14 protein-coding genes are annotated in these 13,386 nt (G+C 64.0%); 7 read left to right on the forward strand and 7 right to left on the reverse strand.

The window, feature by feature from the left end; translation table 11 throughout:
• Window positions 1-35: 35 nt before the first annotated feature.
• Window positions 36-722, reverse strand: coding sequence for a L,D-transpeptidase (locus ABIB90_RS25380; protein ID WP_007594711.1), 687 nt, complete (start codon window positions 720-722; stop codon window positions 36-38).
• A 336-nt stretch (window positions 723-1,058) separates the two neighbouring features.
• Here ABIB90_RS25380 and ABIB90_RS25385 point away from each other — a divergent pair, with 336 nt between their 5' ends.
• Window positions 1,059-2,036 (forward strand): magnesium transporter CorA family protein, encoded by a 978-nt coding sequence (locus ABIB90_RS25385; RefSeq protein WP_007594709.1) that lies wholly within the window; start codon window positions 1,059-1,061, stop codon window positions 2,034-2,036.
• Between the two features lie 483 nt (window positions 2,037-2,519).
• On the opposite strand, the gene ABIB90_RS25390 is transcribed toward ABIB90_RS25385, so the two are convergent.
• The 3 genes from ABIB90_RS25390 to pdxH form a co-directional block, all read right to left on the reverse strand.
• Complete coding sequence (locus tag ABIB90_RS25390; protein WP_354161913.1) at window positions 2,520-3,287, reverse strand: class I SAM-dependent methyltransferase; 768 nt, start codon at window positions 3,285-3,287, stop codon at window positions 2,520-2,522.
• A 7-nt stretch (window positions 3,288-3,294) separates the two neighbouring features.
• Entirely contained in the window at window positions 3,295-4,047 is a 753-nt protein-coding gene (locus tag ABIB90_RS25395) for an SDR family NAD(P)-dependent oxidoreductase (RefSeq protein ID WP_007594703.1), read from the reverse strand.
• A 98-nt stretch (window positions 4,048-4,145) separates the two neighbouring features.
• Window positions 4,146-4,787: a pyridoxamine 5'-phosphate oxidase gene (gene pdxH / locus ABIB90_RS25400; RefSeq protein ID WP_354161910.1), complete on the reverse strand. Its 642-nt coding sequence runs from the start codon at window positions 4,785-4,787 to the stop codon at window positions 4,146-4,148.
• A gap of 113 nt (window positions 4,788-4,900) precedes the next feature.
• Between pdxH and ABIB90_RS25405 the strand changes: the two genes are divergently transcribed.
• Window positions 4,901-5,308 (forward strand): RT0821/Lpp0805 family surface protein, encoded by a 408-nt coding sequence (locus tag ABIB90_RS25405; protein ID WP_007594695.1) that lies wholly within the window; start codon window positions 4,901-4,903, stop codon window positions 5,306-5,308.
• A 110-nt stretch (window positions 5,309-5,418) separates the two neighbouring features.
• Window positions 5,419-6,381 (forward strand): DnaJ C-terminal domain-containing protein, encoded by a 963-nt coding sequence (locus tag ABIB90_RS25410; protein WP_219678588.1) that lies wholly within the window; start codon window positions 5,419-5,421, stop codon window positions 6,379-6,381.
• A 329-nt stretch (window positions 6,382-6,710) separates the two neighbouring features.
• Here ABIB90_RS25410 and ABIB90_RS25415 read toward each other — a convergent pair whose 3' ends face one another.
• The gene (locus ABIB90_RS25415) at window positions 6,711-7,481 is read right to left on the reverse strand and encodes an anti-sigma factor family protein (protein ID WP_007594681.1); all 771 of its coding nucleotides are present in this window, start codon (window positions 7,479-7,481) and stop codon (window positions 6,711-6,713) included.
• A gap of 106 nt (window positions 7,482-7,587) precedes the next feature.
• Window positions 7,588-8,076 (reverse strand): sigma-70 family RNA polymerase sigma factor, encoded by a 489-nt coding sequence (locus tag ABIB90_RS25420; protein WP_007594679.1) that lies wholly within the window; start codon window positions 8,074-8,076, stop codon window positions 7,588-7,590.
• Window positions 8,077-8,249: 173 nt separating this feature from the next.
• Here ABIB90_RS25420 and fabI point away from each other — a divergent pair, with 173 nt between their 5' ends.
• The 4 genes from fabI (at window position 8,250) to ABIB90_RS25440 (ending at window position 12,127) form a co-directional block, all read left to right on the forward strand.
• Window positions 8,250-9,065: an enoyl-ACP reductase FabI gene (gene fabI, locus ABIB90_RS25425; protein ID WP_354161905.1), complete on the forward strand. Its 816-nt coding sequence runs from the start codon at window positions 8,250-8,252 to the stop codon at window positions 9,063-9,065.
• Window positions 9,066-9,079: 14 nt separating this feature from the next.
• Window positions 9,080-9,679: a histidine phosphatase family protein gene (locus ABIB90_RS25430; RefSeq protein ID WP_354161902.1), complete on the forward strand. Its 600-nt coding sequence runs from the start codon at window positions 9,080-9,082 to the stop codon at window positions 9,677-9,679.
• Between the two features lie 88 nt (window positions 9,680-9,767).
• Window positions 9,768-10,856, forward strand: a complete 1,089-nt coding sequence (gene aroC / locus ABIB90_RS25435; RefSeq protein WP_354161899.1) for a chorismate synthase — start codon at window positions 9,768-9,770, stop codon at window positions 10,854-10,856.
• A gap of 80 nt (window positions 10,857-10,936) precedes the next feature.
• Window positions 10,937-12,127, forward strand: a complete 1,191-nt coding sequence (locus ABIB90_RS25440) for an adenylate/guanylate cyclase domain-containing protein (RefSeq protein ID WP_219678582.1) — start codon at window positions 10,937-10,939, stop codon at window positions 12,125-12,127.
• Between the two features lie 44 nt (window positions 12,128-12,171).
• Here ABIB90_RS25440 and ABIB90_RS25445 read toward each other — a convergent pair whose 3' ends face one another.
• Window positions 12,172-13,341 carry a sensor histidine kinase gene (locus tag ABIB90_RS25445; protein WP_354161893.1) on the reverse strand — a complete coding sequence of 390 codons (1,170 nt, stop codon included), beginning with the start codon at window positions 13,339-13,341 and terminating at the stop codon, window positions 12,172-12,174.
• Between the last annotated feature and the right edge of the window lie 45 nt (window positions 13,342-13,386).

A 13,386-nucleotide genomic window follows, 5' to 3' on the forward strand; every position in this document is an offset into this window, starting at 1 on the left:
ACCGGCGCTTTTGAATGTCAGAGATCAGGAGGCAATCAGTAGCTGCCCGCCTGGCCAGTTCCGCCGCCGCCGAGCGCAAGGCGCGAATTGTACGGCGAGTCGCCATGCTTCGGTTCGAGCACCACGACGATGGTGCCGACCTTGACCCGGCCATAGAGGTCGATCGCGTCCTCGTTGGTCAGGCGGATGCAGCCCGACGAGATTGAGGCGCCGATATATTCCGGCTGATTTGTGCCGTGAATGCGGAACAATGTGTCCTTGCCGCCCGAATACAGATACATCGCCCGCGAACCCATCGGATTGTCCGGACCGGGGGCGACGAAGGTGGGCACGCCCAGGCGCGAAATCTCGCCGGGGGTCGGGTGCCAGGCCGGCCATTCGGTCATGCTGCCGACCTTGGCAATGCCGGACCAGGCCATGGCTTCTTCACCGACGGTGATGCCGTAGCGGATCGCCTTGCCGCCATCCAGGACGTAGTAGAGGTAATGGTTGTCGGAATCGACCACGATCGAGCCGGGCGATTCCTTGCGGTGGTACTCGACGATGGCGCGGCGGAACGGCTCTGCGACCGGGGTGTTCTCGTACCGAACCTTGGCAAGGAGTTCCTTGTCCTTCGGCTTGAATGCCTTGGTGTCGGTCGCTTCAAAATGCGTGGCCTGCATGCAGCCCGACAGCATCAGGCCAGCGGCCAAAATACCCAGCGTAACTTTCAGCAACGACATGATTTGGTTCCAATCGACAACAACAAGCTTTCGTGGGGCTTGAGCAGGCCCAATTCCACGATTCCGTTGGCCCCATTATCGTTGAAATCTGCCACAATTCCAGCCTTACGAAGCTTCTCCCGCGCTGCAAGACCTTACCTGTGGCTTTTCTGCCGCAAGTTTTGCGGGCCCGAGTCGGTTTCTGGGCAAAACGGGCACATGTGTCGATTCCGTGCCACAGTTGGGCCACGGCGCCGCCACAAATGCAAACGCTCCGTTAATGTGCTTGTCATCATCAACTTGTCAGAATCGCGCTAAGGGCTGTCAGTCTGTCGCAGGCCCCTCCTGGAGTTGTGCATGTTTTCTGTGTTTGTTCCCTCCGAGTCCTCCCTCAAGAAGGCCATCGTCGAGGATCTCGCGGCAGTACCGGAGCATGCGGTCTGGATCGACCTGGTCAACCCGACCGCGGCCGAGGACAAAGCCGTCGAGAAGCTCTCGGGGATCGCAATCCCGACCCGGGAGGACATGCAGGAGATCGAGATCTCGAGCCGCCTCTATATGGAGAACGGCGCGCGCTACATGACCGCGACGCTGATGTGCCACTCCGATACCGATATGCCCCGAACCACGGCGGTGACCTTCATTCTCGGCGACCACCGCCTGGTGACGGTGCGCTATGACCAGCCCAAGCCCTTTGCGCTGGTCGAGGCCAAGCTGGCCCGTTCCTGCACGCCGGCCATCACCGGCGAGATGGTGCTGATGGAACTGCTCGATGCCGTGATCGACCGCTGCGCCGACATCCTGGAGCGCTGCGGCGCCGAGATCGACCAGGTCTCGCATGACATCTTCGAGCCGGAGAGCGAGCGCCACGGTCATGCCAAGCAATATTCGCAAATCCTGATCTCGATCGGCCGCAAGGGCGACCTGACCTCCAAGGTTCGCGAGAGCCTGGTCTCGATCGGCCGTGTCGTCGCCTTCCTCTCGGCGGTGGTGGAGGGCGTGAAATGGTCGAAGGACATGCGCGAGCAGCTCAAGACCATGCAGCGCGACGTCGTCTCGCTGACCGATCATGCCTCCTATCTTTCCAGCAAGATCACCTTCGTGCTCGACGCCATGCTCGGCGTCGTCAATCTCGAGCAGAACAACATCATCAAGCTGTTTTCGGTCATGGCGGTTGTCCTGATGCCGCCGACGCTGATCGCCTCGATCTACGGCATGAACTTCAAGTCGATGCCGGAACTCGAATGGGCGCACGGCTATCCGTTCGCGCTGGTGCTGATGCTGATTGCGGCGATCGTTCCGTACTGGATCTTCAAGTGGAAGAAGTGGCTGTAATAGCTACCGAGACCTTACGCGGGACGCAGAGACACAGTGTCTGGTGTCGCAGAATAGAGCGGGATTGCGGCCGCACGGCGATGTGTGCTCGCCGCCCCAATTCCTCCGGTAAAATTTGAGCGGTGGGCTGAACGTTTACGCGAAACTTGTCTGCGATAAGGAGCAGGTAAGCCGCGAGGAACAGCCATGGTTGAAAAACACATAACGACGCCCCCCAACGTCATCGATCTGGCGAGCTATCGCCACGTCGTGACGAGCGGCAAGGCGTCGTCGATGTCGGCACGCATGTGCCGACACTGTGGTGCTCCGCTGCTCGACGGTGAGAACGACGACGATTGTTCGACTGCAATCAGCACGGCCGCTCCGCAGCCACGCGAGAGGTCACGTCGGATTCGACTCGATTGAGGAACGGGAGCCAAGGGCGATCCAGGTCTTGCGGCGGCGTTGTCTGGATCGCCTTGCTCCCGCCCTTCGGCAAATCAGCTAGCGCTTCACGATCTGCGCCGTCGAGACGATGGTCTCGGCCACGACCCCGTTGCCGCTGAAAGAAGCCAGGTGCTCCCGGACGTCGCGTAGCATCGCCTCGACATTGTCGCCCAGCGCATCTGGTGATGACGACGAATAGGTCAGCGTGCGCCGCGTCAGGTCCTCCACGCCAACTACGTGGCTGGTCTCGACCGTGACGAGTTCGGTGGGCTGAAAGGCGCTGCCGCGAAAGAACGCTGGCAAGTCGCGATGGGTGCGCGTGCCCCTGCCTGCCTCCTCCCAGAGCTTGGCCGGCGACCAGCGGCGGCGTACGTCGCTGTAGCCATCGAGCCACGGGTTTCTGCCGTCGGTGACCGAGAACGAGGCGCAGATCAGAATTGCGCCACCGCGCGCAACCAGCCGATCGAGCCGTGCAAGCGTCGGCTCACGATCCATCCAATGCAGCGCGCGGCCGATCGTCACGACGTCGAAGCTGATGTCGGGGCTGAGCGTCTCGACCTTGCCTTCGATCAGCGTGAGTGCGTGGCCTGCGCTCGCAGCCGTACGTCGCGCCGCATCGAGCATGGCAGGTTCTGGGTCGACGCCGACGATGCGGCCGACATAGGGCGCAAAGCCGAGCGCCAGCAGCCCAGGTCCGGTGCCGAGGTCGATCAAGCTGCTTTGCGTGGAGAGGCCGAGCTTTTCCGCGACGCTGCGAAAGAATTCGCTCGGGTACGGCGGTCGCAAATGCTCGTAAAGTGCCGCAGTGCTAGCGAACCGCCCCATGCTTCGCCTACACGTGCTGGCCACCGTTGATGTGGATCTCGGCGCCGTTGACGTAAGAACTGGTGTCCGTACACAGCACGTAGATGATCTTGGCGACCTCGTCGGGCGTGCCGAGCCGGTGCATCGGGATCTGCTGGTCGACGATCTTCTCGGTGCCCGGCGACAGGATGGAGGTGTCGATCTCGCCCGGCGCGATCGCGTTGACGCGCACGCCGACGCGGCCGAAGTCGGAGGCCATCTCGCGCGTCAGGGATGCCAGCGCGGCCTTCGAGGTGGCGTAGGCGGCGCCTGCGAAGGGATGCACGCGCGAGCCCGCGATCGAAGTGACGTTCACGACAGAGCCCTTGGCCGTCTTCAGTTCCTCGAGCAGCCCGCGCGCCATCATGATCGGCGCGAAGAAGTTGACGTTGAACACATGCGTCCAGGTGTCGAGGTCGGTGTCGATCGAGCCGAGCCTGGAGCCGCCGGCGCCCTTCGGTGAGATCGCGGCATTGTTGACCAGCGCATGCAGCATCCCGCCTTCGAGCCGGTCGCGGATGTCGGAGATTGCGCGGGTGGTATCGGCGGGCGTGGCGAGGTCGACCTGGATATGGTCCTCAGGGCCTGCATCCCACGGACAATCCTCCGGGAACGGATGTCGCGAGCAGGTGATCACGCGCCAGCCGGCCGAGGAGAAACGGATCACGGTGGCATGGCCGATGCCGCGGCTCGCCCCGGTCAGGAGCAGCGTACGGCGCGGCGCGTTGGAAGGCTGCGGCATGAAGGTCTTTCAGGTTGGAGCATGATCCGGATCCGGAGGGGCCGCGTTAGCGCAAAGCGTGCAGCGGTTTTCCGAAAGGACCATGGTCGAACAAAATACTAGGGATACATCCGCGTCTTGGACCATTTCTGGCCGGCCGCGTCACGGCGAAATTCGATGCGGTCGTGCAGGCGGAATGGGCGGTCGTGCCAGAACTCGATACGCGACGGCGCGATGCGCCAGCCGCTCCAGCCCGGCGGCCGTGGCACCTCGCCGATCATGTGCTTGGCGGCGACCTTGGCGATCGCCTGCTCGAAGGCGAAGCGGCTCTCCAGCTCCTGCGACTGCTTGCTCGCCCAGGCACCGATCTGCGCCTGCTTCGGGCGGGTGGCGAAATAGGCGTCGGCTTCGGCCTCGGTCACGGGCGTCACGTTGCCGCGGATGCGGACCTGCCGGCGCAGCGACTTCCAGTGAAAAAGTAACGCCGCCTTAGGATTTGCGGCGAGTTCGCGGCCCTTCTGGCTGGCGATGTGGCTGTAGAAGACGAAACCATCGGTATCGAAGCCCTTCATCAGCACCATGCGCACATCCGGCAGGCCATCGGGATCGACGGTTGCGAGCGCCATGGCGTTCGGATCGTTCGGCTCGCTCTTGATGGCTTCGTTCATCCAGGCCTCGAACAGCGCAAACGGCTCGTCGGCGGCGGTGAAATCACCGGATGTTAAGGGTGTCTGGTGTTTCATCGAGGTCGTGTCGGTCATGTCTGGGGTCCGAGTTGCGTCCTGCGGTCCAAAACGCGCTGTTGTCTGCTACCGCCCTATATAGGGTATGGGGACGCGTTGGCCTATCGGCGATCCGGCCGTCCGGCTTCGTCATGACGATCATTCTGATCGGGCTCGGCACCGGCGGTTGCAGCTTCTCCCGCAACGACAAGAGTGCCTACGCCAAGGCCGAGGACAGCGACCTCACCGGCTCGATCGCAATGCCGGCCAGGGCGGCGGCACCGACCGAGACCGATCTCGCCTTCGCCCGCAACGCCGCCTCCGACGTCCTCAGCAAGAACGATAAGGATTCCAGCCAGCATTGGGAGAATCCGGAAACCGGGGCGCGCGGTTCGGTCACGCCGATCGCGCAATCCTATGCCGCCGAGGACGGCCGCAAGTGCCGCGACTTCCTGGCGAGCTACGTCAACGGCAGCACCGAAAGCTGGCTCCAGGGCGCGGGCTGCCAAAGCAGCCGTGGCAGTTGGGAGATTCATACGCTAAAGCCGTGGCGGAGCTAGGAATCGCTTCACCAGGCTAGTTGCAAAAATACCACTCGCCCCCCACATGAGGCTCAGTTGGGGGCGGGGAGCCCTTTGAACAATTCGATTTCTTGAAGGAGACGTGACGGATGCGCGACCCCTATGAGGTCTTGGGGGTGCCGCGGAGCGCCAACGCTGCCGCGATCAAGAGCGCCTATCGCAAGCTTGCTAAGAAGCACCATCCTGACAGCAACAAGAACGACCCGAAGGCGGCCGAGCGCTTCGCTGAGCTCAATTCGGCCAACGAGATCCTCGGCGACGAGGACAAGCGCAAGCAATTCGACCGCGGCGAGATCGACGCCGACGGCAAGCCGCGCTTCCAGGGCTTTCCCGGCGGCGGCGGGCCGCGCGGTCGCGCGGGTCCCGGCGGGTTCGAGAGCTATACGTTCCGCGGTGGCGGCGCGGGCCCTGGTCCGGGCGGCGGCGCGTTCGAGGACATCCTCAACAGCATGTTCGGCGGTGGGCCGCGTCCGCGCCCCGGGGCCGGCGGCGGTGCCCAGTTCGAATTCGACACCGGCGGGATCGGGCTCGATCTCGACGTCAATGTCGCTATGACCGTCTCGCTGGAGGAGGCGGTGAAGGGTGGCGAGAAGCGCGTCCGGCTGCCGAACGGCAAGGAACTCAACGTCAAGGTTCCGGCCGGCGTGACCGAGGGCCAGCAGATCCGGTTGCGGGGACAGGGCGAGAGCGCCCAGGGCCATCCGCCGGGTGATCTCTTGATCACGATCGGCATCGCGCCGCATCCGTTCTTCAAGATCGAGGGCGCCGATCTCCGGATCGACCTGCCGGTCACGCTTTATGAGGCGGTGCTTGGCGGCAAGGTCCGCGTGCCCACCCTCGGCAATGCCGTGGAGCTTTCGGTCCCGCAAAACACCTCTAGCGGCCGGACCTTCCGGCTTAAGGGCAAGGGACTGCCAAAAGCTGGCGGAACCGGGGATCTCTTCGTCACTGTCAGGATTATGCTACCGGACGGGAACGACGCCGAGCTTGAAGCATTGATGGAGAAGTGGCGGGACCAACGCCCCTACAATCCACGTAGCGGGCTTGGCTAAGCGTGATCCAGAAAGTGTGAAGGGGTTCTCCTAACGACTGAGAGCGTCGTCCATCGAGATGATGCTCATCATATGCCCGAGGCGTGGTAGCTCTTCTTGGCTCAGGTGCTCGACGTGTCGGCTGTCCGGCGGGGCAGCCGATAAAAAGGTGCGGCCTCGAGAGGGGGACCAGCGCGGTACCAAAAACCCCAATCGAGGCCGCCCGCGTCGATCGGCGGATCGAACGCTGCTCATTTTCGCGTGATCATCCGGTGCGATAATGAGACGCGCCGATGTCTTCATTCCAAATTTTCAATGTCGGAATCGAGGCACCGCGTTTGCGTAGTTGTCTAGGTGCCGCTTTTCTCTGCTTGGTCGTAGACCGCCTGCGCCACTTTGGTCAGCCGGTCCCGGTCACCGCCACCGCTGACGACGTAGCCGACGCCGCGCTCCGACCAGAACAGCGCCCCGTCCTTGTCCGTTCGGGCGTAGCGCATCTGCGTTGCACCATTCTCGGTCTTGGCGGTGTAAATCGTGTACCGCTCGCCCGAGGCACCCTCATACATCAGGAACGACGCCGGCCCGTTCGGCCCCGGCAAAAGCCGGCCACCGACGAGCTTTAGTCCACTCGCCTCCAGGTTCGGTGCAAACACGGTCCAGCCGCAGCGCCGGGTCAGCCAGGCCTGGAGGTGGTCGCGCTCGTTGCCGCCGACCTCGACGGGATGGCGAACCTCGACGACATAGAGGCGGTGGGCGTCGAGTGCGTCAGTCGTAAAGCTCTGGAAGGTCGAGGGCGCGTTGGCGGCACCATGCGCCAGCCAGCCGGCGGTGCCGCCGGCGACGAAGGCCACCAGCACGGCCGCGGCGGCGCCATAGAGCCAGTGCCGCGGGCGGCGCTCCAGCCGTTCGAGCTCGAGCCGCGCCGGCACCGGCTCCTGGGCGACGGAATCGTAGCGGGCGTGCAGCATCTCGGCCATGGCGCGCCAGGACTGCACGCGCTCGCCATCCTCAGGCTGCGCGGCAAGCCAGGCCTCGACGTCGGCGCGGCGCTCGGCCGGCAACTCGCCGTCGACATAGGCGTGCAGTTCGTCCTCGGTCACTGGGATCTTGCGGTCGTTCATATCGATCGTCTCTGGCTCTGCGGCCCAAAATGTTCTTCGTGGTTCAACTGCGCCGCTTCCCATGCCATGCAGGAGAAACGACCGGCGCGATGCATCAATCCTGCCATCATTTCACCCGCCTGAGCGCCGGGCGCTCACCCTCCAGCGAGGCTTTAACGTGGGCGCGGGCGCGTGCCAGGCGCGACATCACGGTGCCGATCGGCACGCCCTGGATGTCGGCGACCTCGCGGTAGCTCATGCCCTCCAGCATCACCAGGAGCAGCACCGAGCGTTGCTCCTCGACGAGCGTCGCCAGCGCCCTCTCGATATCGCGCCCTTCGGCTTCGGTCCCGCTGGCGTCCGGGTTGTTCTCCGTCAGCTGCATGAATTGCGGGCGCCGTGCCAGCGAGCGCCGCCGGTTCTTGTTGAGGTTGGTCAGGATCGTATAGAGCCAGCTCCTGACGTCGCCCCCGAGGAACAGGCGCTCCGAACGCAGCGCCCGCACCAGCGTGTCCTGCACCAGATCGTCGGCCGCATCTGCCTCGCGCGTGAGCGCGCGGGCGTAGCGGCGCAACGCCGGGATCATGGCTTCAACACTCTGGCGAAACGCACTCATTGCGATCTTGACGTCCTGATGTCCGGCGCGAGCGCCACAACGATCATAACACCCGAGCGGAACGGCTATTCCGGCGCGTGAAACAGCGTTAACGCCGCGTATTAGGACTGTACCGCCACGGAGGGCTGGTGTACCTCCAAACCTTACCGGGAGCTCGACGGGACGTTAGCAAAATGGCGCAGAATTCAGGTCTGATGCAGGGCAAGCGGGGCGTGGTCCTCGGCGTTGCCAACAACCGCTCGATCGCCTGGGGCATTGCCAAGGCATGCCACGCGGCCGGCGCCGAGCTTGCCTTCACCTATCAGGGCGATGCGCTGAAGAAGCGCGTCGAGCCGCTCGCCGCCGAGATCGGCGGGCTCGTGCTCGGCCATTGCGACGTCACCGATGCTGCGACCATCGATGCGGCCTTCGCGGTGCTGAAGGAGAAGTGGGGCGAGATCGACTTCCTGGTGCATGCGATCGCCTATGGCGAGCAGCTCGACGGCCGCTACGTCGACACCACGCAGGAGAATTTTTCGAAGTCCATGCTGATCTCCTGCTACTCGTTCACAGCCGTGGCGCAGCGCGCCGAGAAGCTGATGACCGACGGCGGCTCGCTGATCACGCTCAGCTATTACGGCGCCGAGAAGTGGATGCCGCATTACAACGTCATGGGCGTCGCGAAAGCGGCGCTCGAAGCGAGCGTGCGTTACCTCGCCGCCGATCTCGGCGAGAAGAACATCCGCGTCAACGCGATCTCCGCAGGGCCGATCAAGACGCTCGCGGCGTCCGGCATCGGCGATTTCAGATATATCCTGAAGTGGAACGAGGCCAACGCGCCGCTGCGGCGCAACGTCTCCACGGAAGACGTCGGCGGCAGCGCGCTGTATTTCCTCTCCGACCTCTCGCGCGGCGTCACCGGGGAGGTGCACCACGTCGATTCCGGCTATCACGTGCTCGGCATGAAGCGCCCGGACGCGCCGGACATTTCGTTCGGCGGGAAGGACTAACTTTTTACCCAGCAATGCCCGTGCCCACGATCTATTATCTGCGCCACGGCGAGACCGAGTGGAATGCGCTCGGGAGGCTTCAGGGCATCAAGGACATTCCGCTGAACGCGCGCGGTCGCGATCAGGCCGTGCGGGCCGGCGGCATTCTCGCCGATCTGTTCAAGCGCGAGGGCCGCGACAAGGCTGCATTACCCTACGTGTCGAGTCCGCTTGGCCGCGCGCGACAGACCATGGAACTGGCGCGGAGCAAGCTCGAACTGCCGATTGCGGACTATACGCTCGACGATCGCCTGCGTGAGATCGGCTACGGCACCTGGGAGGGACTGACGCTGGCCGAGAGCGAGGCCTCCGATCCCGACATCTACGCCCGGCGCCTCGCCGACAAATGGACTGTGGGCCCCGCGGGCGGGGAGACCTACGCCGATGTCCAGGTGCGCGTGCGCGCCTGGTACGACCAGCTCCGGACCGACACCGTCGCAGTCGCCCATGGTGGGACCTGCCGGGCCCTGATGGTTTCACTCGGCCTGGAGACGCCGGCGAGCGCCGCCGAACTCTATATCGAGCAGGGCGCCGTCTACGTGTTCCGGGATGGGCGGCTCGAGAAGTTCAGTTAAGCCGGCTCGCCGTCTCCGTGGGGGCTGCGGGTTTGACCACCGGCGCCCCGCGCGTTACCACACGCGGGAACCGAGCCAGCGAGCAGCGATGTCCTTCAACACCTTCGGCCACATGTTCCGCGTCACGACCTTCGGCGAGAGCCATGGGGTGGCGATCGGCTGCGTGGTCGACGGCTGCCCGCCCATGATCCCGCTCGTCGAGGCCGATATCCAGGGCGATCTCGACCGGCGGCGGCCAGGCCAGACGCGCTTCACGACCCAGCGTCAGGAGGCGGACCAGGTCAAGATCCTCTCCGGCGTGATGGCGCATCCGGAGACCGGCGTGCAGGTGACGACGGGCACGCCGATCGGGCTCCTGATCGAGAACACCGACCAGCGCTCCAAGGACTATTCAGAGATCAAAGACAAGTTTCGCCCCGGTCATGCCGACTTCACCTATGAAGCAAAGTACGGCCTGCGCGATTATCGCGGCGGCGGCCGCTCGTCGGCGCGCGAAACCGCGACGCGCGTTGCCGCCGGCGCGATCGCGCGAAAGGTGTTGCCCGATGTGAAGGTGCGCGGCGCGTTGGTGCAGATGGGGCCGCACAAGATCGACCGCGCGAAGTGGGACTGGGACGAGATCGCGAAGAATCCGTTCTTCTGTCCGGACAAGGACAAGGCCGCATTCTTCGAGACCTATCTCGACGGCATCCGCAAGAGCGGCTCCTCGATCGGCGCGGTGATCGAGGTCGTCGCCGAAGGTGTGCCGGCTGGCCTTGGCGCGCCGATCTACGCCAAGCTCGATTCCGATCTGGCGGGCGCGATGATGACCATCAACGCGGTGAAGGGCGTCGAGATCGGCGCCGGCTTTGGCGCGGCGGAATTGACCGGCGAAGAGAACGCCGACGAGATGCGCACGGGCAATGACGGCACGCGTTTTCTCTCCAACCACGCCGGCGGCGTGCTGGGCGGCATCTCCACAGGGCAGCCGGTGGTGGTGCGTTTCGCGGTCAAACCGACCTCGTCGATCCTGCAGCCGCGTCTCACCGTCGATCGCAACGGCGCCGACACCGAGATCATGACCAAGGGCCGCCACGATCCCTGCGTCGGCATCCGCGCCGTACCCGTCGGCGAAGCCATGATGGCCTGTGTTTTGGCGGATCATTTCCTGCGCGACCGCGGCCAGGTCGGGCGCTAGCGTTCTGCGAGGCGCTTGTATCGCGCCACTGGCCCACCGCGCAGCTTGACGATCCCACAACTTCGTCCGCAAATGCGCGCATGGAAAGTTCCGAGCTCCAACGCATCACCAGCTGGCTGATCGACGGCGCCTGGTCGTCGAAGACCCCGGCCGAGATGACGGCGGAAGCCTGCGAACGGATGGTCGCAGCCGGTCTGCCGCTATGGCGGTTCGGCATCTTCATCCGCACGCTGCATCCCGAAATTTTCGGTCGCAACTTCATCTGGCGGGAGGGCGAGGAGGTCGAGATCGGCACGGTCGATTTCGAGATCCTGGAGACGCCGGAATTCGCCAGAAGTCCGCTGCGGGTCGTGTTCGAGCAGGGACTTGAGGTGCGCGGACGCATGGACGATCCCGGCAGCAAGCATTTCCCTTTTTTCGACGATATGCGTGCCGAAGGCGTAACCGACTACGTCGCGATGCCAATGCAGTTTCTCGACGGCTCGGTCCACGCGACGAGCTGGACCACGCGCCATCCAGGCGGATTCACCGATGAACACATCGCGGCGATTCACGCCATCATCAAACCGCTCGCGCGCATCACCGAGATCATCAGCCTGCGCCGCACCGCCGAGATGCTGCTCGACACCTATGTCGGCAATCGTGCCGGCGCGCGCATCCTTGGCGGTCAGATCCGCCGCGGCCACAACGACACCATGCAGGCTGCGATCTGGCTCTCCGATCTGCGCGGCTTCACCGCACTGTCGGACCGGCTGCCGGCCGAGACCGTGGTCGAGATCCTCAACCATTATTTCGACTGCCAGGTCGCCGCGATCCGCGGCCATGGCGGCGAGGTGCTGAAATTCATGGGGGACGGCCTGCTCGCGGTATTCCCCATCGACGAATATGTCGGCGATGCCGCGCATGTCTGCACGCGGGTGCTGGAGGCGGCGCGCGAATCCCGCGCCAGCGTCGAGGCGCTCGCGTACCCTGTCGGCGACGTCGTCGAGCGCTTCCGCTTCGGCGTTGCGCTCCACGTCGGCAACATCCTCTACGGCAATATCGGTGGCGGCAATCGCCTCGACTTCACCTGCATCGGTCCCGCCGTGAACCTTGCCGCCAGGCTCGAGAAGATCACCGGTCGCCTGGGGCGGACCGTCGTGGCCTCGGAAATGTTCGCCAATGTCTGCCGCCACGACTGGCACGAACTCGGCGAATTCCCGATCGCGGGCTTTTCAAAGGCGCAGCGCGTGTACGGGCTGACGGAGGAGACGCCGGTGCTGATGGCCTGAGGTCGTCCTCGGATGTCCGCCGCCGCCAAGCCGGTGAGCAGAATTCAGGCGTTCGACGCCATCACGGACTTCAGCGGTACATCCAGCTGATAGACAAATCCGGACGGTTCGTAGGCCAGCCGCACCTGCCCGTTCAGTTGCTGGCCGAGCGACTCGATCATCCGGGTGCCGTAGCTTCGCCGCGTCGGCGGCGCCACCACGGGGCCGCCGCTTTCGCTCCACTTCAGGCGCAGCCTTTGCTCGATCTCGTCCACCGTCCATGCGATCTCGACATGGCCGGAGGAACTGGACAGCGCGCCGAATTTCGTTGTGTTGGTGCAGAGCTCGTTGAATGTCATCGCCAGCGCTATCACGGCACCGGACGTGATCCGGAGGTCCGGCCCATTGAAATGGAATCGTCGGCCCCCCTGACTGTCAAAAGGATCGGTGGCGCCGCTCAGGGTGTGAGTGAGGCTCGCATTTGACCAGCTGACCTGTATCAACAGGTCGTGGGCACGCCCCAACGCCAGCAAGCGGCCATCCATGGCTTTTTGGCCTTGCTCGAGATTGATTGCGGCCCGGAAGCTCTGGGCTGCGATTGCGCTCACCGTCGCAAGCGTATTCTTGATGCGATGATGCAGCTCTCCGAGGATGAGCTTTTGCAACTTGTCGGCGGCCTCGCGTTCGTGGGCTTCGATGCCGGCTTGAGCGAGCAGGACCTTGGCGTCGGTGTCGGCCTGTTCCAGCAACAGGCGCAGATTGTCGTTCTCCGCTACCAGAACCGATTCCTGTGGCGATCGAGCAACCTCAAGGTTTTCCCCGGGATCTGTCGTTGTGTTCGGAAGGATTTTTAGCGCGCCCGCTCCGATCATCGTCTGCAACTGCGAGATCATTTCGTCGACGGCGAGCGGCTTGCGAAAGAAGCGGCTGTCCGCCGGCGTTTCGTTTTCAGACGGCTTTACCTGACCGGAAACCAGCACGATCTTGATGGCAGGCCAGCGATCGTGCACCGCGTGGGCCAGCTTCAAGCCGTCCATGGTCCCGGGCATCTGGATGTCGCTGAACAGAAGCGAGATGTCCGACCGCGACTCGAGGATTGCGATGGCTTCGTCGGCGTTGACGGCCTGCACAGGGCAGAAGCCTGCATCCTCCACGATATCGACCGCGCGCATGCGCAGGATCATCTCGTCTTCGACGACGAGCACATTCGGCAGGGAGGTTGGAGGTGTTGACATCTGTGCACGATACTTTCCTGGACATCCGACAAGCTCGGCCGGCGC

The sequence above is a fragment of the Bradyrhizobium sp. JR4.1 genome, from assembly GCF_040548605.1.
GTDB classification, from domain to species: Bacteria; Pseudomonadota; Alphaproteobacteria; order Rhizobiales; family Xanthobacteraceae; genus Bradyrhizobium; species Bradyrhizobium canariense.